The sequence below is a fragment of the Stenotrophomonas africana genome (assembly GCF_013004645.1).
Lineage (GTDB): Bacteria > Pseudomonadota > Gammaproteobacteria > Xanthomonadales > Xanthomonadaceae > Stenotrophomonas > Stenotrophomonas africana.
In genome coordinates, this window is the sequence record NZ_JABEME010000001.1 from 410,456 (window position 1) to 432,596 (window position 22,141).

21 protein-coding genes are annotated in these 22,141 nt (G+C 66.6%); 3 read left to right on the forward strand and 18 right to left on the reverse strand.

What is annotated here, in order from left to right; translation table 11 throughout:
* Positions 1 to 5: 5 nt before the first annotated feature.
* Positions 6 to 245, reverse strand: a complete 240-nt coding sequence (locus tag HLA98_RS02140) for a hypothetical protein (RefSeq protein ID WP_057500105.1) — start codon at positions 243 to 245, stop codon at positions 6 to 8.
* 62 nt (positions 246 to 307) lie between these two features.
* On the opposite strand from HLA98_RS02140, the gene HLA98_RS02145 reads away from it, so the two are divergent.
* Positions 308 to 1,780 carry an MATE family efflux transporter gene (locus tag HLA98_RS02145; protein WP_057500104.1) on the forward strand — a complete coding sequence of 491 codons (1,473 nt, stop codon included), beginning with the start codon at positions 308 to 310 and terminating at the stop codon, positions 1,778 to 1,780.
* 68 nt (positions 1,781 to 1,848) lie between these two features.
* Here the strand turns inward: HLA98_RS02145 and HLA98_RS02150 are convergent, their stop codons facing one another.
* The 10 genes from HLA98_RS02150 to ffh all read right to left on the reverse strand — a co-directional run bounded on the left by HLA98_RS02150 (position 1,849) and on the right by ffh (position 9,332).
* Positions 1,849 to 2,256: a DUF1801 domain-containing protein gene (locus tag HLA98_RS02150; protein WP_057500103.1), complete on the reverse strand. Its 408-nt coding sequence runs from the start codon at positions 2,254 to 2,256 to the stop codon at positions 1,849 to 1,851.
* 178 nt (positions 2,257 to 2,434) lie between these two features.
* Entirely contained in the window at positions 2,435 to 2,815 is a 381-nt protein-coding gene (locus HLA98_RS02155) for a DUF6404 family protein (RefSeq protein WP_057500102.1), read from the reverse strand.
* A gap of 82 nt (positions 2,816 to 2,897) precedes the next feature.
* Entirely contained in the window at positions 2,898 to 3,299 is a 402-nt protein-coding gene (rplS, locus tag HLA98_RS02160) for a 50S ribosomal protein L19 (RefSeq protein ID WP_005415736.1), read from the reverse strand.
* Between the two features lie 154 nt (positions 3,300 to 3,453).
* The gene (gene trmD / locus HLA98_RS02165) at positions 3,454 to 4,212 is read right to left on the reverse strand and encodes a tRNA (guanosine(37)-N1)-methyltransferase TrmD (RefSeq protein ID WP_057500101.1); all 759 of its coding nucleotides are present in this window, start codon (positions 4,210 to 4,212) and stop codon (positions 3,454 to 3,456) included.
* 8 nt (positions 4,213 to 4,220) lie between these two features.
* Positions 4,221 to 4,733 carry a ribosome maturation factor RimM gene (gene rimM, locus HLA98_RS02170; RefSeq protein ID WP_010483256.1) on the reverse strand — a complete coding sequence of 171 codons (513 nt, stop codon included), beginning with the start codon at positions 4,731 to 4,733 and terminating at the stop codon, positions 4,221 to 4,223.
* A gap of 44 nt (positions 4,734 to 4,777) precedes the next feature.
* A complete protein-coding gene (gene rpsP, locus HLA98_RS02175) occupies positions 4,778 to 5,038 on the reverse strand; it encodes a 30S ribosomal protein S16 (RefSeq protein WP_005415733.1) in 261 nt (86 codons plus the stop codon).
* Between the two features lie 185 nt (positions 5,039 to 5,223).
* Positions 5,224 to 5,826 (reverse strand): suppressor of fused domain protein, encoded by a 603-nt coding sequence (locus HLA98_RS02180; RefSeq protein ID WP_057500100.1) that lies wholly within the window; start codon positions 5,824 to 5,826, stop codon positions 5,224 to 5,226.
* A 128-nt stretch (positions 5,827 to 5,954) separates the two neighbouring features.
* The gene (locus HLA98_RS02185) at positions 5,955 to 6,737 is read right to left on the reverse strand and encodes an aminotransferase class IV family protein (RefSeq protein WP_057500099.1); all 783 of its coding nucleotides are present in this window, start codon (positions 6,735 to 6,737) and stop codon (positions 5,955 to 5,957) included.
* Entirely contained in the window at positions 6,734 to 7,810 is a 1,077-nt protein-coding gene (locus HLA98_RS02190) for an NAD(P)H-dependent flavin oxidoreductase (RefSeq protein ID WP_057500098.1), read from the reverse strand. Before HLA98_RS02190 ends, HLA98_RS02185 begins: the two co-directional genes overlap by 4 nt.
* Before the next feature lie 145 nt (positions 7,811 to 7,955).
* Positions 7,956 to 9,332, reverse strand: coding sequence for a signal recognition particle protein (ffh, locus tag HLA98_RS02195; protein WP_057500097.1), 1,377 nt, complete (start codon positions 9,330 to 9,332; stop codon positions 7,956 to 7,958).
* Between the two features lie 122 nt (positions 9,333 to 9,454).
* Here ffh and HLA98_RS02200 point away from each other — a divergent pair, with 122 nt between their 5' ends.
* On the forward strand, positions 9,455 to 10,249 hold the full coding sequence (locus HLA98_RS02200; protein WP_049446996.1) for a cytochrome C assembly family protein: 795 nt from the start codon (positions 9,455 to 9,457) through the stop codon (positions 10,247 to 10,249).
* A 40-nt stretch (positions 10,250 to 10,289) separates the two neighbouring features.
* On the opposite strand, the gene HLA98_RS02205 is transcribed toward HLA98_RS02200, so the two are convergent.
* The 4 genes from HLA98_RS02205 to radA all read right to left on the reverse strand — a co-directional run bounded on the left by HLA98_RS02205 (position 10,290) and on the right by radA (position 16,680).
* Entirely contained in the window at positions 10,290 to 10,748 is a 459-nt protein-coding gene (locus HLA98_RS02205; protein ID WP_057500096.1) for a YqhG/Tai3 family protein, read from the reverse strand.
* A gap of 103 nt (positions 10,749 to 10,851) precedes the next feature.
* A complete protein-coding gene (locus HLA98_RS02210) occupies positions 10,852 to 13,158 on the reverse strand; it encodes a hypothetical protein (RefSeq protein WP_057500095.1) in 2,307 nt (768 codons plus the stop codon).
* A gap of 48 nt (positions 13,159 to 13,206) precedes the next feature.
* The gene (locus tag HLA98_RS02215; RefSeq protein WP_057500094.1) at positions 13,207 to 15,063 is read right to left on the reverse strand and encodes an ATP-binding protein; all 1,857 of its coding nucleotides are present in this window, start codon (positions 15,061 to 15,063) and stop codon (positions 13,207 to 13,209) included.
* 240 nt (positions 15,064 to 15,303) lie between these two features.
* On the reverse strand, positions 15,304 to 16,680 hold the full coding sequence (gene radA / locus HLA98_RS02220) for a DNA repair protein RadA (RefSeq protein WP_014646395.1): 1,377 nt from the start codon (positions 16,678 to 16,680) through the stop codon (positions 15,304 to 15,306).
* A 150-nt stretch (positions 16,681 to 16,830) separates the two neighbouring features.
* Here radA and HLA98_RS02225 point away from each other — a divergent pair, with 150 nt between their 5' ends.
* Positions 16,831 to 18,888: a putative bifunctional diguanylate cyclase/phosphodiesterase gene (locus HLA98_RS02225; RefSeq protein ID WP_005412645.1), complete on the forward strand. Its 2,058-nt coding sequence runs from the start codon at positions 16,831 to 16,833 to the stop codon at positions 18,886 to 18,888.
* A gap of 278 nt (positions 18,889 to 19,166) precedes the next feature.
* On the opposite strand, the gene cyoD is transcribed toward HLA98_RS02225, so the two are convergent.
* From cyoD to cyoB, 3 genes are read right to left on the reverse strand one after another with little or no spacing between them, the layout of a single operon-like run.
* A complete protein-coding gene (cyoD, locus tag HLA98_RS02230) occupies positions 19,167 to 19,508 on the reverse strand; it encodes a cytochrome o ubiquinol oxidase subunit IV (protein WP_014036396.1) in 342 nt (113 codons plus the stop codon).
* Positions 19,508 to 20,146: a cytochrome o ubiquinol oxidase subunit III gene (cyoC, locus tag HLA98_RS02235; RefSeq protein WP_005408583.1), complete on the reverse strand. Its 639-nt coding sequence runs from the start codon at positions 20,144 to 20,146 to the stop codon at positions 19,508 to 19,510. The genes cyoD and cyoC overlap by 1 nt, the downstream gene beginning before the upstream one ends.
* Entirely contained in the window at positions 20,143 to 22,140 is a 1,998-nt protein-coding gene (gene cyoB / locus HLA98_RS02240) for a cytochrome o ubiquinol oxidase subunit I (protein ID WP_005408582.1), read from the reverse strand. Before cyoB ends, cyoC begins: the two co-directional genes overlap by 4 nt.
* Between the last annotated feature and the right edge of the window lies 1 nt (position 22,141).

Below are 22,141 nucleotides of genomic sequence, written 5' to 3' on the forward strand. Positions count from 1 at the left end.
CGGCACTACTCCGGTGGCTTGTTGAGAGGACGCGGGTTGTCCGGATCGGCCCGGCAGCCGGTACCGCCGATCAGCGGCCTGACGCCGGAGACCAGGTCCTGGCGTTGGCTGCCGACCAGGCACTCGGGCCGGTCGGTCGGCCGGATCTGGGTATCGCCCAGCCGGTCGTCCATCGAACATGCGGCCAATGCAGCGCTGATCAAGGCCAGCGCCACGCTCCACTTCACCCGCAGTCGTTGATGCATTGCCACATCCTGCAAACCGGCTTGGTGCTAGTGTGCGCCTCCCGGGATTCGATCACCACTCCATGGCCAAAGCGCCGCTTGACCTGACCTCCGGCCCGATCGGCCGCAATCTTCTGCTGTTTTCACTGCCGATCCTGGCAGGCAACATCGCGCAGTCGCTGAACGGTTCGGTGAATGCGGTCTGGGTCGGGCGCTTTCTCGGCGAGGCAGCGCTGACCGCCACCGCGAATGCCAACAACATCATGTTCTTCCTGATCGGCTCGGTGTTCGGCTTCGGCATGGCCTCGACCATCCTGATCGGCCAGGCGATCGGCGCGCGCGACATCGCGCAGGCGCGGCGCGTGGTCGGCACCAGTGCGACGTTCTTCATCGGCCTGTCGGTGATCATCGCCATCGCCGGCTGGTTCATGGCCCATCCGCTGCTGGCGGCGATGGGCACGCCGGCTGCCTCGCTGCCGTTGGCCGAGGCCTACCTGCAGATCATCTTCCTGGCGATGCCGACGCTGTACGCGTTCGCCTTCCTCACCGCCGCACTGCGCGGTGCCGGTGATTCGCGCACGCCGTTCCGTTTCCTGCTGGTGTCGGTGGCGCTGGACATCGTGCTGAATCCGGTGCTGATCTTCGGCATGGGGCCGCTCCCCGCGCTGGGCATCGCCGGCTCGGCCTGGGCCACGCTGGTCGCGCAGACACTGTCGCTGGCCGGCCTGCTGCTGTACATGCGGCACAAGCGCCACACCCTGTGGCTGGGCCGCGCCGACATGCGCCTGTTCAAGCTCGACCTGACCATCCTCAAGGCGCTGGTGGTCAAGGGCGTGCCGATGGGCCTGCAGATGGTGCTGATCTCGCTGTCGGTGATCCTGTTGATGACCATGGTCAACCAGTACGGCACCGACACCGCCGCCGGTTACGGCGCTTCCCTGCAGCTGTGGAACTACCTGCAGATGCCGGCGATGGCGATCGGTGCGGCGTGTTCTTCGATGGCCGCACAGAACGTCGGTGCGCAGCGCTGGGACCGCGTGCGCGGCACCGCACGCCAGGGCGTGCTGTTCAATTTCCTGCTGACCGGCGCGCTGATCCTGCCGTTGGTGGTGTTCGATCGCCAGCTGCTGGCCCTGTTCCTGCCGCCGGCCAGTCAGGCGCTGGACATTGCCCGCCACCTCAACCATGTGGTGATCGGCTCGTTCCTGTTCTTCGGCGTCAGCTTCGTGATCTCCGGCGTGGTGCGCTCCACCGGCGCGGTGATTCCACCGCTGCTGATCCTGGCCGGCTCGCTGTGGGGCGTGCGCGTGCCGTTCGCCGAACTGCTGCAGCCCTACTGGGGCGCCGATGCCATCTGGTGGAGCTTCCCGGTCAGCTCGTTTGTGTCGATGCTGCTGTCGCTGGCGTATTACCGCTGGGGCGGCTGGCGCAAGGCGAAGATGATCGGCAAGCCCTCGCACGCCGAAGAACTGGCCACGCCTTCGGAAATTCCGGCCTGCCCGCCGTCGCCGGTGGCCGACCCGGACGCCGCGCTGGAGTCAGCGCCGCCCCGGTAGTGCCGGCCGCTGGCCGGCAACTTCAAACCTCTCCGGAACCATCGCACGACAGCCGCCAGCGGCCGGCTCTACCGCTTCTTCTTCGCCGCGTTGAACGCCGCCGCCTCGCGCAGCAATGCCTTCAATGCCGCGGCGTTGGGCATCGCGCCTTCATGGATGTCGATTGCACGCCGCGTGTTGCCCTCCAGGCTGGCGTTGAATAGACCTTTCGGATCAGCCAGCGCCGCGCCATTGGCGAAGGTCAGCTTCACCGCCTGCTTGTAGGTCTCGCCGGTACACAGGATGCCGTTGTGCTCCCACACCGGCGTGCCGCGCCATTTCCAGGCTTCCTGCACATCCGGCAACGCCTCATGGATCAATGCACGCACGCGGGCCAGTGTCTGGCCACGCCAGTCGCCCAATTCGGCGATGCGGGCATCGATCAGTTCAGCTGCCAGGGTTCCGGCATCGGCAGGGTTCGGCGCATGTGTGGCCATCGGGTGCTCTCGTCGGCAAGGAAATCGGAACAGCGGGGGCTTACATGCGCTCGCCGGGCAATGCCGCGGCTTGGTGCACCCAGTCCAGGAACGGTGCCTCATCCGCCATCCTGGAGGATGCGCAACTGCAGCCTAGCGCGGCCCGCAGCTGGCGGTCACGGCGCAGTGCGCCATCGGCTCAGTCCGCCTGCCGCGCCCGGAACTGCTGCCAGTCCGGCAGCTTGCGGTGGCGACGCAGCGAGCGCATCAGGGCCGCCATCACCACGCCGAACAACGCACCAGCCAACAGGCCGGCCACCAGCAGAAGGGCCAGCGGGCGCTCGCTGCCCTGCCACAGCATCAGCCACATCAGCGCGGTCCAGAACAGCCCGAACAGCAGGCCCTGCACCAGCGCGTTGGTGCCGAAGCCGGCCAGGATCGGCGGCGGCAGTGCGATGCCCATGCGCCAGAGCAGGCGGTGCAGCAACGGTGCCGACTGCACACGCGCCAGCCCCTTGCCGTCGAGGAAGCGCAACGCCGACTGGATCACGGCGGGATAGCGCGGGTTGATGTCGTTCATCACCTGATCGTGGCCGATGCGATGCCGGAAACGCAAACGGCCACCCCAAGGTGGCCGTCGCGGCAACAACCGAAGTTGTTTATCAGGCCTTGTCGGCCAGACGGGCAGCCTTGGCGGCAGCAGCGGCAGCCAGGTCTTCCTTGATGCGGGCAGCCTTGCCTTCCAGGCCGCGCAGGTAGTACAGCTTGCCGGCGCGGACCTTACCACGACGCTTCACTTCGACCGAGTCGATGATGGCGCTGTGGGTCTGGAAAACGCGCTCGACGCCGTAGCCGTGCGAGATCTTGCGGACGGTGAACGAGGAGTTCAGGCCGGCGTTCTTGGTGGCGATGACAACGCCTTCGTAGGCCTGCACGCGTTCGCGGCTGCCTTCCTTCACCTTCACGTTGACGACAACGGTGTCGCCCTGGCTGAACTTCGGCAGTTCACGGGTGATCTGGGCGGATTCGAATTCCGCGACGATGGACTTGTTCAGCTTGCTCATGGGTTACACCGATTCTTGTTCGGGTGGGCGTGTCGTGTCGACAACGTAGGCTCATGCAGTCACCGGACTGTGCTGCACGTTTGTTGTGGGTACTGCGCGCGCCGGCCGGGGCTGGCGGTAATTGGCCATGATAGCCGATAAAGCCGACCCTGCGCTAGGGGTTGGCCTTCTGTTTCCGGGCCTCGCGGCCCTGTTCCAGCAGTTTGCGGTCAGCCTTGCCCAGCGCCTGTTCATCCAGCAGGTCCGGGCGCCGTTGGGCGGTACGGACCAGCGACTGCTGGCGGCGCCAGGCGGCGATGGCCGCATGGTTGCCCGAGCGCAGCACGTCCGGCACGTCGCCCAGAGGGTGCTGGGCCGGCTGGCTGTAATGCGGGCAGTCGAGCAGGCCGAGGTCGCCCTCGAAGCTGTCCTGGGCCGCTGATTCAGCGTCATTCAGGGCCCCGTCCTGCAGGCGGGCCACGGCGTCGATGATCACCGCCGCGCCCAGCTCGCCACCGGACAGCACGTAGTCGCCGAGGGAAATCTCCTCGTCGACATTGGCCTCCAGGAATCGCTCGTCGATGCCCTCATAGCGGCCGCAGAGCAGGACCATGCGCGGCAATGCCGCCAGTTCCCGCACCTTGGCCTGGGTCAACGGCGCCCCCTGCGGGCTGAGGTAGATCACCCGCGCCGGGGTCGGATCAGCATCGCGGATCGCCTGCAGGCAGGCCTGCAGCGGCTCGATCAGCATCACCATGCCCGGGCCACCACCGAACGGACGGTCGTCTACCCGGCGGTAGTTGCCTTCGGCGTAATCACGGGGATTCCAGCCATGCAGGCTGAACAGCCCCTTCTCCTGCGCGCGCCCGACCACGCCCAATCCAGCGGACTGGGCGAGGAACTCAGGGAATAGGGTGATGACGTCGAAACGCATGCTCACACTCAGAACTCGGGATCCCAGTCGACCACGACCAGGTTGGCCTCGAAGTCGACCGACTTGACGAAGTCCGGCTGCACGAACGGAATCATCCGCTCGCGGTCACCACGGACCACCACCACGTCGTTGGCGCCGGTGCTGAACAGATGCGAGACCTGGCCCAGGGCAACGCCCTCGGTGGTCTTCACGTCCAAGCCTTCCAGGTCCACCCAGTAGTATTCATCGGGTTTCGGCGGCGGCAATGCGCTGCGGGCCACGTAGATCTCGGTGCCGTGCATCGCTTCGACGGTATCGCGGTCCTCGACGCCGGGGAAACGGGCGACCAAGTGCTTGCCGCTGTCGCGGCCACGCACACCTTCAATCGTGGTTTCCACGCCGGACGGGCTGCGCACGATCCACGGCTGGTAACGGAAAATGGCGGAACGTGGCTCGGTCCAGGACTCGAGCTTGATCTCGCCGCGCACACCAAAAGCGCCGACAACCCTGCCCAGCAGGATGCGGCGCTCGATATCTTTCATCTGCTTCAACCAAGAGGGCCACGCCGAAGCGTGGCCCGTCAGGATCAGGCCGCAGCGGCCTGGGACTTGGTCGCTTCCTTGATCAGGTTGCGGACCTTGTCGGTCGGCTGGGCGCCGTTCTTGACCCAATGGTCAACGCGGGCCAGGTCCAGCTCGATGCGCTTCTCGGCGCCCTGGGCGACCGGGTTGTAGAAGCCAACGCGCTCGATGTTGCGGCCGTCGCGCGCGCTGCGCACGTCGGTCACGATGATGTGGTAGAACGGACGCTTCTTGGCGCCGCCGCGGGTCAGTCGAATCTTGACCATGGTGTTTTCCTATTGCCCAGTCGCCAGGATGGCGAGGTAAGCGGGCGATTATAGCGGCAGAGCCCGGCCGAGCCAACCCCGGGCTGTATCCATCTTCACGGTAGCGCAGTGCTATGCCTCGCCACTTTCGTTCAGCAAAGTGATCAACCTCCGACCGCCCCTCCAAAATTCCCGGGGCGATAGCGTCAGAGCGCTCCAGCTACCGGCGCCCGATGCATGTCCAGCACATCTACCTCGTGCCGCTGCAGCAGGTCGTCAAATGCATCGCCGCCAATCCGCTCGACAAGTTGCCGCTCGGATTCGTGGATGGCGATGCACTGCAGCCAGTTGATGGCCACCGGCGGGAACTGCAGCCCCGGGAACCTGGCGTCATTCCAGAAGAAGGGCGGCACCAGATAGACGTGCGGCATCCGGGTCGACGGGAAGTAGTCCTGCAGGATTTCGGGAATCACGCTACCAGGCTGCACCGCCGCACGATCGCGCATGATCGCGAAAGCCGTCGAGGCGACGACGTTGTCCCAATGCAGCGCGTCCTGTTCTGCGCACGCACACAGCTCGACGCGCGTTTCCAGTTCGTGCCCCTCCGCATGACGTAACACAGAATCCGATAGGCCGATGGACGAGATGGACTTCAGCCCTGCTTCCGGAGAGCTGAACGTCGTGAGGATATCGACCGAACGTAGGCGATGATCATCGTGAAAGGTCTGGACCTTGGGCCGCCCCTCAGCGCCCATGACCTGGATTGCGTGCATCGCTACCGCGCGATGCTGCTCGGTGACCGTACCCATATCTGATTGGAACTCCTGAGTGTTGTTCGCTGCGGACGCATCCGCCGGGCATGGCCCCGGCGCTACCGACTGCAACGCTTCAAGGTAGCGTCCGGCTATGCCCAGCGATCGCCAACCACGCGCCTCGTTCAGGAAAGCGGCTGCCAAGCCACCGCCGCCAGCACCGCTCTGCCCTGTTCAGCCAGGGCCAGGGAATCCGGCAGGGCATGCCCGTCGATCGCCTCCAGCGCCCACAGGCCGCTGGCGTTGCAAGCAAAAGCGGCCTTCACACTGCCCAGTTCAGCCAGCGCCAACGGCCGCGTCACCTGTGCGCCGGGCCAATGCTGCTTCAGCAACGTTTCGGCGGTCCCGCGCAGGGCCGGCGCCTGCGGCCAGAGCAGCCGTTCACCATCGTGTACGGCCAGGTTCCAGGTGCTCCCTTCACTCACGTCGCCATCGGCGGTTACGAACAGCACATCGTCGAATCCTTCCGCCATCGCCGCGCGACGCTCGGCGAACAGGCCGAAGGTGCCCACATGCTTGATCTGCGGCAGTTCACGCTGCCAGGCCACGCTGCGCACACGCTTGGGGGCGGTCAGCGTCACCGGCGCGGACACCGCCACCAGCACGTCCACCGGCACGGCAACCAGCGGATTGCGGAAATCGAAGCGGCGCGAGTACACCGTCACCCGCAGTGAGGCATCGGCGAGGCCGGCCTGCTGCAGCGCCTGCGCCATCCAGCCCCGTACCTGCGCCGTATCCAGTTCGCTGCCGAACAGCACGCGCGTCGCCTGCGACAGCCGCGCCAGGTGCAGCTCCAGCCCCTGCACGGCACCTCCCCGCACCTGCAGCGAGGTGAAGTGGCCATAGTTGACCAGCGCCGGCAGCAGATCCTCCACCTGCGCCGGTTGGCCGTTGCAGGTCAGCGTCATCGCAGCAGTGCCTGCGCCTGGTTCCACATGTCGCGCAGCACGTCGGCGGCCGGCTGCGCCGGTGCCATCCACGCCGACTGCCCGGCCCAGGCCTGCATCGCCGCCAGGCGGTTTTCCTGCACGGCCTGTTTGCGCATCGGCGCGGTCAGCCCGCGCTGAACCGGATACGGACGCGGCGCTGGGGCACCCTCCGCGGCGGCGGCACGCACATACGGCGTGGCCAGTCCACGCCCCAGACGACCACTGAAGGCACGGGTCGGCCAGGTGTCTTCAGGTTCGCTGGCGGCCAGCCCATCGGCCCATGCCGATGCAATCGCCGCTTCCGGCGTGCGCAGGAAGGCGGTGCCGATCTGCACAGCGCTGGCCCCCAGGGTGAGTGCGGCAGCGATGCCACGGCCATCGGCGATGCCACCGGCGGCAATCACCGGAATCTGCAGGTGGTCGGCCAGGCGTGGCAACAGCGCGAACAGGCCGACCAGCTGGCGCTCGGCCATCGCCGGATCGAATGAACCACGATGGCCGCCCGCTTCCACACCCTGCGCCACCACGGCAGTGGCACCGGCATCCTGGGCGGCGCGTGCTTCAGACAACGTGGTCGCGCACGCGATCCAGGCGATGCCGGCGTCCTTCAGTTGCTGCACGTGGCGCGGCAACAGCACGCCCATGATGGTCGAGGCGACCGCCGGGCGCGCGGCCAGCAGCGCGGCGAACTGTTCTTCGAAGTCGGCGGGCGTGGCGTCGGCGGCGCTGGCCGGCACGTCCGGGCCCCACTGTGCGAGGAAGGCGCGACTGGCCGCTTCGGCGGCAACGTCACGGGTCGGTTCGGGATCCGGCACCCACAGATTCACCTGCGCCGGACCGCTGGAGGCCGCGCGGAAGTCGTCCATCCAGCGACCGATATCGGCCGAAGACGACAGCACCGCGCCCATCGCGCCCATACTGCCGGCGTTGGCCAGCGCCGCTGACAACGGCACCGGACAGGCGCCGGCCATCGGTGCCAGCAGGATCGGAACGGAAACGCCAAAGCGCCGACAGAACGCCTCGACGCGGGAAGATACAGCGGAACTCTGCATGACGGCCCATCGTTTCGGACAGGCCCCCATGGTGCGCGCAGGACGGGGTTGGCGTCGAGCTTGCTCGATTGCTGGATGCGGCGCTTCTGCGCCGTCGCCCGAGCATGGGCTCGGGCGCTACATCAGATTGCGGACCGGACCAGGATCAACGGAACGGCATGCCGCGGCCGCCCATGGCGCCCATCATGCCCTTCATGCTGCGCAACATGCCCTTCATGCCACCGCCGGCCATCTTGCTCATCATCTTTTCCATCTGCATGTACTGCTTCATCAACTTGTTGACGTCAGCCGGAGTCACGCCCGAGCCCTTGGCAATGCGCGCGCGGCGCGAGCCGTTGAGCAGGTTCGGGTTGCGCCGTTCCTTCTTGGTCATCGAGTTGATGATCGCGATCATGCGCGGCACTTCCTTGCCCTGGCTGACCTGCTGCTTCAGATGATCGGGGATGTTGCCCAAGCCCGGCAGCTTGTCCATCAGGCCGCCGATGCCGCCCATGTTCTGCATCTGCTCCAGCTGGTCACGCATGTCGTTCAGGTCGAACTTCTTGCCCTTGGCGACCTTCTCGGCCAGCTTGGCAGCCTTGTCCTTGTCGACCTGCTGCTCGACCTGCTCGACCAGCGACAGCACGTCGCCCATGTCGAGGATGCGGCTGGCGATACGGTCCGGGTGGAACACGTCCAGGCCTTCCGGCTTTTCGCTGACGCCGACGAACTTGATCGGCTTGCCGGTGATGTAGCGCACGCTCAGTGCGGCACCGCCACGGGCGTCACCGTCGGTCTTGGTCAGCACCACACCAGTCAGCGGCAGGGCGTCGCCGAAGGCCTTGGCGGTATTGGCCGCGTCCTGGCCGGTCATGGCGTCGACCACGAACAGGGTTTCGGCCGGATTCACCGCCGCGTGCAGGGCCTTGATCTCGGCCATCATCGCTTCGTCGATGGCCAGGCGGCCGGCGGTATCGACCAGCAGTACGTCGACGAACGACTTGCGGGCATCGTCGATGGCGGCGCGGACGATGGCTTCCGGCTTCTGGTCGGCGCTGGACGGGAAGAACAGCACGCCCACCTGCTCGGCCAGGGTCTTCAGCTGCTCGATCGCGGCCGGACGGTAGACGTCGGCCGAGACCACCATCACCTTCTTCTTGCGCTTTTCCTTCAGGTGCTTGGCCAGCTTGCCCACCGTGGTGGTCTTGCCGGCGCCCTGCAGGCCCGCCATCAGGATGATGGCCGGGGCGGGCACGTTGAGGTTCAGGTCGTTGGCTTCGGCGCCCATCACCGCGGTCAGCTCGTCGCGCACGACCTTGATCAGGGCCTGGCCCGGGGTCAGCGACTTCAGCACTTCCTGGCCGACCGCGCGCACCTTGATGCGCTCGATCAGGGCCTGCACCACCGGCAGCGCAACGTCGGCTTCGAGCAGCGCGATGCGCACTTCGCGGGTCGCCTCGCGGATGTTCTCCTCGGTCAGGCGGCCACGGCCACGCAGGCGCTCGATGGTGCCGGAAAGGCGCTGGGTCAGGGACTCGAACATGCGGCGCAACCTGTCTGAAAGCGGGGGACAATAAGGCCGACAGTATAACGGGTCCGGCTGTCTCCCCGGACTGCGACCACGGGGCCGTCGCCACCACCGCAGGGGTATGCGAAACTGCAACGATGACAATCGTTCTCATCGCCGTCCTGCTCTACCTGGCCGCCAGTGCCCTGCTGGTGCGCGCGCTCGGCCGCGATGAAAGCACCGGCTCCCCCACCTGGCTGTGGCCGGCCCTGCCGGCGATGCTGCTGCATGGCGGCTACCACGTGATGGTGGCGATGCGCACCAACGGCGGGCCGGATATGCACTTCTTCGCCGCGCTGTCGCTGGTCGGCCTGGGCATGGCCTGGTTGACCTCGCTGGTCGGCGCACGCGGGCGGATGTCGGCGTTGGGCGTGGTGGTGTTCCCGCTGGCCGCGGTGCTGCTGCTGGCCTACCACGGCTACGGCCACGAACCGAGCAAGGTGCTGGGCTGGCGCCTGGCCAGCCACGCCTGGCTGGCCCTGCTGGCCTACGCCACGCTGAGCATCGCCGCGCTGCTGGCGATCATGCTGTGGCTGCAGGAACGCGCACTGCGCCGCCGTGAGTTCCGCCCATGGCTGCGGGCGCTGCCGCCGCTGGCCGACCTGGAATCACTGCTGTTCCGGGTGATCACCGTCGGCTTCGCGCTGCTGACCCTGACCCTGGTCACCGGCGTGCTGTTCGTCGACGATCTGCTGGCACAGAAGCTGGTGCACAAGACGGTGCTGAGCGTGCTGTCGTGGATCGTGTTCGGCGTGCTGCTGATCGGCCGCCGCCGCTACGGCTGGCGCGGCATGAAGGCGGTGCACTGGACGCTGGCGGCGATGCTGTTGCTGCTGCTGGCCTTCTTCGGCAGCCAGTTCGTGATCGAACTGGTGTTCGGGCACACGCGATAGAAGCGTGCCGACCAACGGTCGGCACCCACCGGCGCTACCGTCAAGGCTGGGCCAGGATCTTCCGCACCGAACGGCCGCTGTTGGTGAGGATGTCATCGATCTGCCAGCAGCCCTGGCCCTGGCGCACCATCGGCAGGCGGGTCACGTAGGCCTTCTTCCATACCGAATAGCGCATCTCGACCTGGCCGGCGGTGGCCGAAGCCTCTTTCCAGCTGTAACGCACCGGGGCTTCGATGTCGCCGTCCTGCGCATCCAGCCAGGGATCGGAATCGATCGTGCAGATGCCCTCTTCGCGCTGCTGGCAGGCGCGCTCATCGCGCAGTGCCTTGCCGAAGGCCGGGCTGACCAGCGCGGCCGGCGGCTCCAGCAGATCACCGTTACCGGTCGTCGCTTCGTAGAAGGCACGGGCTACAGCCACTGGCTCCTGGCAGGCCGGCGCGGCCTGCACGATGGGGGCCAGCAGCAGCCCGGCGATCACGAACATCCCTGTCCTGCGCATATCGCGTTCCTTGGTGATGATGATTCGTTGTAGAGCCGAGCCCATGCTCGGCTGATTATCCGCATGAGCCGAGCACAGGCTCGGCTCTACACGAGCCTGGAGCTTACAACCCGTAACGCTCGATCACGTCCAGATGTGGCTGGCGGTCCTGGTCGCAGGCTTCGGCCAGCCGCAGCCAGCAGTGTGGGTGCGGCCACTTTGCGGTTTCCTGCTGCAGGAAGCGGTGCAGCGCCAGCGGCGCATGGTCCTGCGGCTGGGCAACCGTGAACAGCAGGCCCGGCAGCGTGCCCTCCTCCATGTCTGGGTCGGTGACCGTGTAGTCCGGGCGGCTGTGCGACCACACCTTCCAGCCCTGCGCCTCGGCGGCTTCGACGAAGGCATTCCACGCCTCTTCGCCCGGGTGCGCGCCGTCGATCAGCCAGCTGCGGGCGAAGCCACCGCGCTCCAGTACATGCACCTGCGCATAGGTCGGGATGAAATGCTCGCGCGCTTCCTCTTCTTCCGGCGCCGGATGTACCAACGCAGCATCGAACACCACCCAGTCGCCCACCTGCTGCGCACGGTTGGCCGGCGCGTTTTCGACGACGCGTGCGGTGACCGGGCCACTGCGGCGTGCGTAGTATTCCATCGGCTCGCCGTTCTCTTCGCTGCGGATGATCACCCAGCCCCAGGGTTCCTCGACCACGCCCTCCTGGCTGGACAGCTCCATGCCGATCGCGGCCGCCGAGCGGCGCACCGCATCCCAGTCGCGTGCCGCGCTGGCCGCACTCATGTGGTCCCAATGCGCGGCATTCGGTTCTTCCAGCAGCTCCACCAGCTGCGCATAGCAGGCCTGTGCTTCCCTGAAGCGGTCGGTTTCCATGTACATGCGCGCCAGCGTGCCACGCGCGCCGTGCGAGCCCGGAGACAGCTCCAGAAGCGATCGGGTCGCCTGCTCCAGGGCCGGCCAATCGGACACGCGACGGGCACGCTGCACTTCGCACCAATGCGCGAATACCGGCACGCTGCCACGGTAGACCCCGGCCAGCTGGCGCAGGCCCTCGTCGTCGCCCTGCTCGGTCAGCCAGCGCATCAGCGTGTAGGCCGCAGGACCGTCTTCCTGCGTATGCGCGCGCACGAAACGCCACAGCAATGCGCGCGCTTCGGCCTGTGCGCCACAGGCGCTCAAGGCGGAGGCAGCCATCTCGGCCAGCGCCTCGTCATCGGGTTGCTGTTCGTGCGCCTGCAGCAGCCACTGCGCCTCACGCTCCGGATCGCGCGACTGGTTCTGCTCGCCCTGCGCGTCCAGCCAGGCCAGCAGTTCCGACGCCGGCACCGGCAGCGGTGCGACATCGGGCAAGGCATCGATGCGCGCGGCCAGGCCGGCCACCAGCGCTGCCGCACCACGGTCCTGGCGCAGCTGCGCCAGATGGGTACGCGCCAGTTCCAGCTGGCGCAGCGCCACCCAGCGTGCGCCACGCTGCAGGGCCAGCTCCAGGCTCAGCGCAGCGACTTCGATCAGCAGGCGGTGCGAACCAACCTCGGCAAAGTGTTCGATGATGGTGTTGAAGCGCGTGCCCAGATCCCAGGTATTGCGCGTTGGATCGCGCCGGCACAGCGCTGCGGCGGTGTTCGCCCACAGCCGCCAGTAGGTAGGCGTCAGCTCGCTCCACGGCACCAGCTGCTGCACGGCCTCTTCGTCGCGGCCCAGCTGGGCCAGCGCCCACGCCTTGGACAGGCGGCGCGGCACCGTACAGTTGGCCGGCTCGTACTCGCCCGACGCGGCCACTTCGGCCTCGCGCTTCTCGATCAGCACCAGCGCTTCTTCGGCGCGGCCCATGCCCAGCAGGATCTTGATCTGCATCTCCGGGAAGCTGTCGAACACTTCCTTGCCGCAGGCCTCGATCGCATCCGACTGCACCTGCAGGTAGTCCAGCGCGTCCTGGCCGCGGCCATCGTCAAGCAGGGCATCTGCCTTCTCGCAGCTCAGGCACTGGAAGCAGGCCCAGCTAGGATCGATGCGACCCAGCGTTTCGTCGCAGACCTCGATGCGTTCGGGCACCCAGCCCGGGCCATCGATGTTGCCGTAGCAGGCCGCCAGATCCTGGGTCACGCAGATCGACTGCGGGCACTCCAGCGTATCCTCACGATGCGCACGCTCGAACAGCGCCACGGCTTCGCCCAGCGCGCTCTCGCCTTCGACGCGGTTGCCGACGCGGTTGCGCAGCGCCCAGTGGCCGACGTAGACGTCGACCCACGGGTTATCCAGCGCCTTGCCCAACGCACGCGCTTCGGGCAGCAGCGCGTCGACGCGGTCGACACGCAATTCGCTCACCTCGTCAGCGAGGCGGTTCAGCAGATGCGCGTTCTGCGCCTGGCCGGCCTGGCGCAGGTCACCCTGCAGCTTTTCGACCCAGTTCCAGATGTCCATGGGGTAAGTGCTCCTGTCTAGCGAAGGCTGGATGAGAGATTGCGGTGCTCAGCGCAGCATCTGCTGCAGGGCACCGGCGATATCGGTAAAGGCGCCGTTGAGATCCGGGCCGGGCGTGGCGGTCGCGCGGGCCAGCGGACGGCCCTGCGCGGCGACGATGATCTTCAGCGAGCGCAGCAGACGAGCGGCGGCTTCGGCCTGCGGATGGCCCTCGCGCTGGGCGCGCAGCAGCGCCTGCACCGCCGGGTTGTCGAGGTTGAGGTACAGCCGCGAGGGTGCACGTGATTCGATGCGTGCGGTGAACTGCCGCGCCAGGCGCAGCGCAGCCATCGAAACGCGCTTGTCGTTCTCATCGTCTTCCAGGCGCTGCTTCAGCTCGGCCTCGCGGTCGGGCACCACCACCACCGGCAGCGACTCGGGGCTGAAGCGTGCCGGCAGCAGCTGTTCGCCGTCACCCAGCTGCTCGCCCAGCCATGCCAGCTGCGCCTCGTCGAGGCTGTCGTCGCTGCGGAACAGCGCACGGTTGCCCTGTTCGGTACCGAGTTCAACCAGACGCAGGCCCTTGGCCTGGGCCCAGCGACGCAGGAACGGCACCACTGCATAGCGATGGCCATGCGCGACCGGCACGCCCATCGCGCGGAACAGCATTTCCTCGAAGCCGCCGCCGTTGTCGAGGATCACATGCACGGCACCGCGTGCGGGCAGCGCACTGGCAGGCAGGTCGCCCTGCGAGGTCGGCACGCGCACGTGTTCCAGCAGCAGGTCGAACAGGCGGTCATCGCATAGCGCTGCACCCAGCAGGGCCTCGTTGTGGCGGGTCAATACCCGCCGCCAGGCTTCCGGCTGCTGCCGCGCGACGTCAGCCAGGCCATCGATCAGCGCCTCCAACAAGGCATGCTGCACGGCGCGGTACTGGTCGTCGCGCTGCAGGTCTTCGCGGCTGGCGGTAGGCGTGAGCCGGGAGGATTCGATCACCCCGCCAATGAAACCGGCCCATGGCGGCAGCAGGTCGCGGGCGTCGTCATCCAGCAGCATGCCGCGCACGAACACCGACAGGTTGCGGTTGTCACTGGTGCCGTAGGTGGCACCATCCTGCACCCACAGCAGGCCGGTCGCATCGCTGCTGCCATCGGCACGCAGTGGCACGGTGACGATCGGCTCGAAATCATGTTCGAAACGCGCGGCGAACTGCAGTGCCTGCCGGCGCGCCTGCACCGGATGCAGGGCAACATCACTCTGCCCGCGCCACGGCGGCGGCTCGGGATTGAGCGCCGCGCCCGCAGCGCCGATGAAGATCGGCTCGGACAACAACGCGCAGTAGCGGCCCAGCACCTCGTGCAGGCGCGCTTCGTTGGCCAGCGGCAGGAAATCCGGATGCAGCTCCAACTCCACCTCGGTGCCAACCGCGCGCGCCGGCATTTCGCTGACGGTGTACTGTTCGGCGTTGCTGGACACGTACAGATGGCCCAGGTCCGGTGTCTGGTACGAGGTGGTACGCACGCTGACCCGGCGCGCCAGCACGAAGGCCGACAGGAAACCGAGGCCGAACATGCCGATCAGGCCTTCGTCGTCCTCGCCGCCCTGGCGCAGGCCACGGGTATAGCCGACGCCGACGGTAGCCAGGTAATCGTGGATCTCCTGGCGGGTCAGGCCAGCACCGGTATCGGTGATGCGCAGCACGCCGGCACCGGCATCGACCTGCACCGAAATGCGCGAGGGCACTTCGATGCCCGGTTGTTCGATGCGGCGGCGGATGATCGAGTCGTGCGCGTTCTGCACCAGCTCACGCAGCGCCACCACGGGGGTGGAATACAGGTGCTTGCCCAGCACCGTCATCAGTCCATTGAGATCAACTCCGGCGCGACGGATTTCGGCGTTGGGGGCGGTGGGCGCGGTGTCCTGCATGTAATCGTTTACTCCTGGGCACGGAAAGGCGCCAGAGGGCGCCTTCGTCGAGCGGGAAAAACTAGCACAGTGAAGCTGACCGTTACTGCATTGGACATGTGTAGACCCGAACCAATTGCTCGGCTGCTCCTCGCTCTTTGCAGAGTCGAGCCATGCTCGACTGCTGTTCGACCACCACTCGAGCATGGCTCGACCCAACACAAAGCAGCCGAGCGTGGGCTCGGCTCTACAGGACGGGTGTTACGCCGCGTCGATGGCCTCGGACAGCCGCTCCACCGCGATCACTTCCATGCCCTTCACCGATCCGCCCTTGGGCGCGTTGGCCTTGGGCACGATGGCACGCTTGAAACCGTGGGTGGCGGCCTCGCGCAGGCGGTCTTCGCCATTGGGCACCGGGCGGATCTCGCCGGACAGACCGACTTCGCCGAAGGCGATGGTCTTCTCCGCCAGCGGCCGATCCTGCAGTGAGGACAATACCGCCAGCAGCACCGGCAGATCGGCCGCGGTTTCCTGCACGCGGATGCCACCGACCACGTTGACGAACACGTCCTGGTCGCCGACCAGCACGCCGCCGTGGCGATGCAGCACCGCCAGCAGCATGGCCAAGCGGTTCTGTTCCAGGCCGACCGCGACACGGCGCGGGTTCGACAGCGGCGATGCATCGACCAGTGCCTGTACCTCCACCAGCAGCGGCCGCGTGCCCTCGCGGGTGACCATCACACAGCTTCCCGGTTGATGGGTGCTGCCGCCGGACAGGAAGATCGCCGAGGGGTTGGAGACCTCCTTCAGGCCCTTGTCGCCCATCGCGAACACACCCAGTTCGTTGACCGCACCGAAGCGGTTCTTGAAGGCGCGCAGCAGACGGAAGCGGCTACCGCTCTCGCCTTCGAAATACAGCACCGCATCGACCATGTGCTCCAGCACGCGCGGGCCGGCGATGCCGCCCTCCTTGGTCACGTGACCGACCAGGAACACGGCGGTGCCGGTCTCCTTGGCGAAACGCACCAGCCGCGCCGCACTCTCGCGCACCTGGCTGACCGAACCCGGCGCGGCGGTCAGGCTCTCGGTCCACAGGGTCTGCACCGAGTCGGCCACGATCAGCCGCGGGCCGGCCTTGGACGCATGCTGCAGGATCGACTCGACCCCGGTCTCGGCCAGCGCATTGACGCCATCCAGCGGCAGCTCCAGGCGGTGCGCGCGGCCGGCCACCTGGGCCAGCGACTCCTCGCCGGTGACGTACAGCACCGGCAGTTCGGCCGCCATCTTCGCCACTGCCTGCAGCAGCAGGGTCGACTTGCCGATGCCGGGGTCGCCGCCGACCAGCACCACCGCGCCCTCGACCAGGCCACCGCCGAGCACGCGGTCGAACTCGCCGATGCCGGTCGAGACCCGACGATGCTCGGTCTGCTCCACATCCTTGAGGGCGGTGATCTTCGGCGGGTCGATCTTGCCGGCCCAGCCCGCCCGGCGCGACGCCGGCGCCTTGGCCGCCGCGGCACTTTCCAGCACGATTTCCGACAGCGAGTTCCAAGCGTTGCACTCGGTGCACTGGCCCTGCCACTTGCTGAATTCGGCGCCGCATTCATTGCAGACGTAGGCGGTGCGGGCTTTGGCCATCGGATGATTTCCAGCAACGGGAACAGGCGTGGCAGGATAGCCGAGCCGGGTCGCAGGTGCTGCGACCGCTCAAGTCCCGCCTGCCCGCGCCGATAGCTGTCGCGGGCGTGCGCCTTGCGGGCGCCCCCTCCCTCCCCCTCTGGATTCAACATGACTGGCAGTTACAGTCAGAGCCTGGTCGCCATCTCCCTGCTGGTGGCCATTCTTGCTTCGTACACGGCGCTGGACATGGCCGGCCGCCTGGCCACCGCCGAGGGCCGCGTGGCCCGCTGGTGGCTGGCCGGCGGCGCGGCGGCGATGGGCCTGGGTATCTGGTCGATGCATTTCATCGGCATGCTGGCCTTCGACCTGCCGATTCCGGTGGGCTACGACCTCGGCATCACCCTGTACTCGCTGGCCGTGTCGATCGGCGCCTCGGCCTATGCGCTGTGGCTGGTGTCGCGGTCCAGCCTGCCCTGGCGACGTCTGCTGGCCGGCGCCGTGCTGATGGGCCTGGGCATTGCCACCATGCACTACCTGGGCATGGCCGCGATGCGCATGCAGCCGGGCATCGACTATCACCCGGGCTGGTTCGCTGCCTCCATCGCGGTTGCCATCGGCGCCGCCGGTGCGGCGCTGTGGATTGCCTTCCGCCTGCGTGCCGAGCAGCGCAACACCACGCGCCTGCGCCTGCTCGCCTCACTGGTGATGGGCCTGGCCATCGTCGGCATGCACTACACCGGCATGGCCGCGGCGCGCTTCCCGGAGGGCAGCATCTGCGGCGCGGTCGGCAGCGGCGGCATCGACACGCGTTGGCTGGCGGTGCTGGTGATCGTCACCACGGTGGCGACCCTGGGCATCGCCCTGGTGGCCTCGCTGTTCGACCGGCAGATGCGCGTGCGCACCGGGCTGCTGGCCGATTCACTGGCACACGCCAACGACAGGCTGATCCAGGCCGCCCTGCACGACCCGCTGACCCAGCTGCCCAACCGCATGCTGCTGCAGGACCGCATCGAGCAGGCCATCGAGAAGGCGCGGCGGCGCAACCAAGCGGTGGCGGTGATGTTCTGCGACCTGGACGGCTTCAAGGCGGTCAATGATGCCTATGGCCACCAGCTCGGCGACCGTTTGCTGGTGGCAGTGGCGCAGCGCATCGGCGGCCTGCTGCGGCCGCAGGACACCTTCGCCCGCCTCGGCGGCGACGAGTTCGTGATCGTGCTGGCCATCGATGTTCCCGACGATGCAGTGGTGGTCGCCGAGCGGATCATCGCGGCGGCGGGCGAACCATTCCTGCTGGACGCAGCCGAGCTGCAGGTCAGCGCCAGCCTGGGCATCGCCCTGTATCCGGCTGATGCCGGCAACGAGCGCGAGCTGATGGCACACGCCGATGCGGCGATGTACCACACCAAGGAGACCGGCCGGAACGGCTATACGTTCTTCACCCCCTCGATGCAGCTCAGTGCCAACCGCCAGCTGCGCCTGCTGCAGGACCTGCGCAAGGCCATCGCCCGCGACGAGCTGGTGCTGCACTACCAGCCCAAGTTCCCTGCCGCCGGCGCACCGGCCACCGGCGCCGAAGCGCTGCTGCGCTGGCAGCATCCCGAGCTGGGCCTGCTGGCGCCGGATGTGTTCATTCCCATCGCCGAACGCAGCGGTCTGATCCTGCCGATCGGTGACTGGGTACTGGACCGTGCCTGTGCACAGCTGCGCGCGTGGCACGATGCCGGACATTCCGAATGGTCGATGGCGGTGAACCTGTCACCGTTGCAGTTCGCCTCGCCGGCGCTGCTGGACAGTGTGCGCGAGGTGCTGCAACGGCACCGCATCGAGCCGGCGTGCCTGACCCTGGAGATCACCGAGACCACGGCGATGAAGGACGTGGACGCCAGCCTGGCGATTCTCAACGACCTGACCGCGATGGGCGTGCATATTGCCATCGACGACTTCGGCACGGGCTATTCCAGCCTGCTCTACCTGAAGCGAATGCCCGCCACCGAACTGAAGATCGACCGCGCGTTCGTGCACGATCTGGAATGCAATGAAGAGGATGCCGCCATCGTCTCGTCGATCATCGCGCTGGGGCGCACCCTGCAGCTGCAGGTGGTGGCTGAGGGTGTGGAGACGCAGGCACAGCGCGAGTACCTGAGCGAACTGGGGTGTGATCAATTGCAGGGTTACCACCTGGGCCGACCGATGGACGCCGAGGAATTCCTGCGCCGGGTGGGGTGAGACCCCATCCACGCATGGCGTGGATCTCCTGGTAGAGCCGGCCGCTGGCCGGCTTCCCGCAACTGCCGGCCAGCGGCCGGCACTACCACGCTGTGCCGGCCATGCCGGGTGGGATGAGGCCGATGGCTTTGGGGTCGGATCCCTGGCCGCAGGCAAGGGCTCTGACCCCATCCCCGTGCAGCGTGGATCTCCTGGTAGAGCCGGCCATGCCAGGTGGGCGCGACAAACAAAAAGGCCGCCCGAGGGCGGCCTTTCTGCGTGACAACGTCGCCAGGACGTCAGTGCATCATGTGCACGTTCATGTTGTGCATGACCCACAGGGTGCCGATCACGATGATGCCGATCACCACCACGGTGAAGGCCGCAGCGTTGACGTTCCAGCGGCTTTCCGAAGAGCGGTCCAGGTGCAGGAAGAACACCAGGTGGACCAGCATCTGCAGCACCGCGGTGACCGCGATCACCACACCGTTGACGGTGCGCGAGAAGTCGCCCGACATCACCATCCAGAACGGGATGACGGTCAGCACCACCGCCAGCACGAAGCCGATCAGGTAGGACTTGACGCTGCCGTGGCTCTCGCCGCCGGCTGCGTGGTCGTGTGCATGGTTGTCATGTGCCATTACAGCGCTCCATTGAGGTAGACGACGGAGAACACGCCGATCCAGATCAGGTCCAGGAAGTGCCAGAACAGGCTCAGGCACGCCATGCGGGTCTTGTTGGTCGGGGTCAGGCCGTACTTCTTCAGCTGCACGAACATCACCAGCAGCCACAGCAGGCCGGCGCTGACGTGCAGGCCGTGGGTACCGACCAGGGCGAAGAACGCCGACAGGAAGGCACTGCGGTCCGGACCGTAGCCCTGGTGGATCAGGTGCTGGAACTCCCACACTTCCATGCACATGAAGCCGAAGCCCAGCAGCCAGGTGATGCCCAGCCACAGGTACATCTGGCCCATCTGCTTGCGGTGCATGGCGATCATGCCCAGGCCGAAGGTCAGCGACGAGGTCAGCAGCAGCGCGGTTTCCCACGCCACGAACGGCAGTTCAAACAGGTCCTTCGCGGTCGGGCCACCATCGGTACCGCCTGCCAGCACCACGTAGGTGGCGAACAGCGAGGCGAAGATGAGGCAGTCGCTCATCAGGTACACCCAGAAACCGAAGACGGTGTTGCCGCCGGTGTCGTGGTGCTCGTGGTCGTCATGGCCATGGGCCGCCGCGTGCGCGGCGTGCCCGTGGCTCAGGGTCGAGGTATTGGTGCTCATGCCTTCAGCTCCGACTTCACCAGGCCCTGGGCTTCCAGGTGCTTGCGGTGTTCGTTCTCGATGCGTTCCACCTCGGCGGCCGGGACCCAGTAGTCCACGTCCTGGTCGAAGGTGCGGTAGATGAACGTGGCGATCATGCCGACGAAGCCGACGATGGCCAGCCACCAGATGTGCCAGATCATCGCGAAGCCGAACACCAGGCTGAAGGCACCGATGACAACGCCCGTGCCGGTGTTGCGCGGCATGTGGATGTCGGTGTACTTGGCCGGCTTCGGCCAGGCTTCACCGCGCTGCTTGCGCTCCCAGAAATCGTCCAGCTCGGTGACTTCCGGCAGGGTGCCGAAGTTGTAGAAGGCCGGCGGCGAAGAGGTTTCCCACTCCAGCGTACGGGCATCCCACGGGTCGCCGGTCAGGTCGACGGTCTTCTTGCGGTCGCGGATCGACACGGCCACCTGGATGATCTGGCACAGGATGCCGGCACCCACGATGAAGGCACCTGCAGCGGCGATCAACAGCAGCGGCTCGTAAGCCGGGTTGACGGTGCTCTGCAGACGACGGGTCATGCCCATGAAGCCCAGCACGTACATCGGCATGAAGGTCACGTAGAAGCCGATGAACCAGCACCAGAACGCGCACTTGCCCCAGAACTCATTGAGGCGGAAGCCGAACATCTTCGGCCACCAGTAGGTGATGCCGGCGAACATGCCGAACACCACGCCGCCGATGATGACGTTGTGGAAGTGGGCAATCAGGAACAGGCTGTTGTGCAGCACGAAGTCAATGGCCGGGATCGCCAGCATCACGCCGGTCATGCCGCCGATGACGAAGGTGACCATGAAGCCGATGGTCCACAGCACCGGGGTGGTGAAGTGCACGCGGCCGCGGAACATGGTGAACAGCCAGTTGAAGATCTTCACGCCGGTCGGGATCGAGATGATCATCGTCGTGATGCCGAAGAAGGCATTGACGTTGGCACCCGAGCCCATGGTGAAGAAGTGGTGCAGCCACACGATGAACGACAGCACGCCGATGCAGGCGGTGGCGTAGACCATGCCCTTGTAGCCGAACAGCGCCTTGCGCGAGAAGGTCGCGATGACTTCGGAGAACACACCGAACGCCGGCAGGACCAGGATGTACACCTCCGGGTGACCCCAGATCCAGATCAGGTTGATGTACAGCATGGCGTTGCCGCCACCGTCATTGGTGAAGAAGTGCGTACCCAGGTAACGGTCCAGGGTCAGCAGCACCAGGGTGATGGTCAGCACCGGGAAGGCAGCGACGATCAGCACGTTGGTCACCAGGGCGGTCCAGGTGAACACCGGCATCTGCATCAGCTTCATGCTGGGGGTACGCATCTTCAGGATGGTGATGAAGAAGTTGATACCGCTCAGCGTGGTACCCAGGCCTGCGACCTGTAGACCCCAGATGTAGTAGTCCATGCCGACGCTTGGACTGTATTCGATGCCCGACAACGGTGGGAACGCCAGCCAGCCGGTGGCAGCGAACTCACCGATCCACAGCGACAGCATGATCAGCACAGCGCCCGACACGAACAGCCAGAAGCTGAGCGAGTTGACGAACGGGAACGCGACGTCGCGCGCACCGATCTGCAGCGGCACGGCCAGGTTCATCAGGCCGGTGATCAGCGGCATCGCCACGAAGAAGATCATGATCACGCCGTGGGCGGTGAAGATCTGGTCGTAGTGGTGCGGCGGCAGGTAACCCTCGGATCCGCCGACGGCGAGCGCCTGCTGGGTACGCATCATGATTGCGTCGGAGAAGCCGCGCAGCAGCATGACGAAGGCGACGATGAGGTACATCACGCCGATCTTCTTGTGATCCACCGAGGTGAACCACTCCTTCCACAGATAGCCCCACAGCTTGAACTTGGTGATCAGGGCCATGACGCCCAGGCCACCCAGCACCGCGCCGACCAGGGTGGTCAGCACGATCGGATCGTGGGGGATCGACTCAAGAGAGAGTTTTCCCAACATG

Excerpts from the sequence above, each read along its gene's own strand:
- HLA98_RS02140 (WP_057500105.1), bottom strand. The coding sequence starts at position 245 with ATGCATCAACGACTGCGGGTGAAGTGGAGCGTGGCGCTGGCCTTGATC.
- HLA98_RS02145 (WP_057500104.1), top strand. The coding sequence starts at position 308 with ATGGCCAAAGCGCCGCTTGACCTGACCTCCGGCCCGATCGGCCGCAAT.
- HLA98_RS02150 (WP_057500103.1), bottom strand. The coding sequence starts at position 2,256 with ATGGCCACACATGCGCCGAACCCTGCCGATGCCGGAACCCTGGCAGCT.
- HLA98_RS02155 (WP_057500102.1), bottom strand. The coding sequence starts at position 2,815 with ATGAACGACATCAACCCGCGCTATCCCGCCGTGATCCAGTCGGCGTTG.
- rplS (WP_005415736.1), bottom strand. The coding sequence starts at position 3,299 with ATGAGCAAGCTGAACAAGTCCATCGTCGCGGAATTCGAATCCGCCCAG.
- trmD (WP_057500101.1), bottom strand. The coding sequence starts at position 4,212 with ATGCGTTTCGACGTCATCACCCTATTCCCTGAGTTCCTCGCCCAGTCC.
- rimM (WP_010483256.1), bottom strand. The coding sequence starts at position 4,733 with ATGAAAGATATCGAGCGCCGCATCCTGCTGGGCAGGGTTGTCGGCGCT.
- rpsP (WP_005415733.1), bottom strand. The coding sequence starts at position 5,038 with ATGGTCAAGATTCGACTGACCCGCGGCGGCGCCAAGAAGCGTCCGTTC.
- HLA98_RS02180 (WP_057500100.1), bottom strand. The coding sequence starts at position 5,826 with ATGGGTACGGTCACCGAGCAGCATCGCGCGGTAGCGATGCACGCAATC.
- HLA98_RS02185 (WP_057500099.1), bottom strand. The coding sequence starts at position 6,737 with ATGACGCTGACCTGCAACGGCCAACCGGCGCAGGTGGAGGATCTGCTG.
- HLA98_RS02190 (WP_057500098.1), bottom strand. The coding sequence starts at position 7,810 with ATGCAGAGTTCCGCTGTATCTTCCCGCGTCGAGGCGTTCTGTCGGCGC.
- ffh (WP_057500097.1), bottom strand. The coding sequence starts at position 9,332 with ATGTTCGAGTCCCTGACCCAGCGCCTTTCCGGCACCATCGAGCGCCTG.
- HLA98_RS02200 (WP_049446996.1), top strand. The coding sequence starts at position 9,455 with ATGACAATCGTTCTCATCGCCGTCCTGCTCTACCTGGCCGCCAGTGCC.
- HLA98_RS02205 (WP_057500096.1), bottom strand. The coding sequence starts at position 10,748 with ATGCGCAGGACAGGGATGTTCGTGATCGCCGGGCTGCTGCTGGCCCCC.
- HLA98_RS02210 (WP_057500095.1), bottom strand. The coding sequence starts at position 13,158 with ATGGACATCTGGAACTGGGTCGAAAAGCTGCAGGGTGACCTGCGCCAG.
- HLA98_RS02215 (WP_057500094.1), bottom strand. The coding sequence starts at position 15,063 with ATGCAGGACACCGCGCCCACCGCCCCCAACGCCGAAATCCGTCGCGCC.
- radA (WP_014646395.1), bottom strand. The coding sequence starts at position 16,680 with ATGGCCAAAGCCCGCACCGCCTACGTCTGCAATGAATGCGGCGCCGAA.
- HLA98_RS02225 (WP_005412645.1), top strand. The coding sequence starts at position 16,831 with ATGACTGGCAGTTACAGTCAGAGCCTGGTCGCCATCTCCCTGCTGGTG.
- cyoD (WP_014036396.1), bottom strand. The coding sequence starts at position 19,508 with ATGGCACATGACAACCATGCACACGACCACGCAGCCGGCGGCGAGAGC.
- cyoC (WP_005408583.1), bottom strand. The coding sequence starts at position 20,146 with ATGAGCACCAATACCTCGACCCTGAGCCACGGGCACGCCGCGCACGCG.
- cyoB (WP_005408582.1), bottom strand. The coding sequence starts at position 22,140 with ATGTTGGGAAAACTCTCTCTTGAGTCGATCCCCCACGATCCGATCGTG.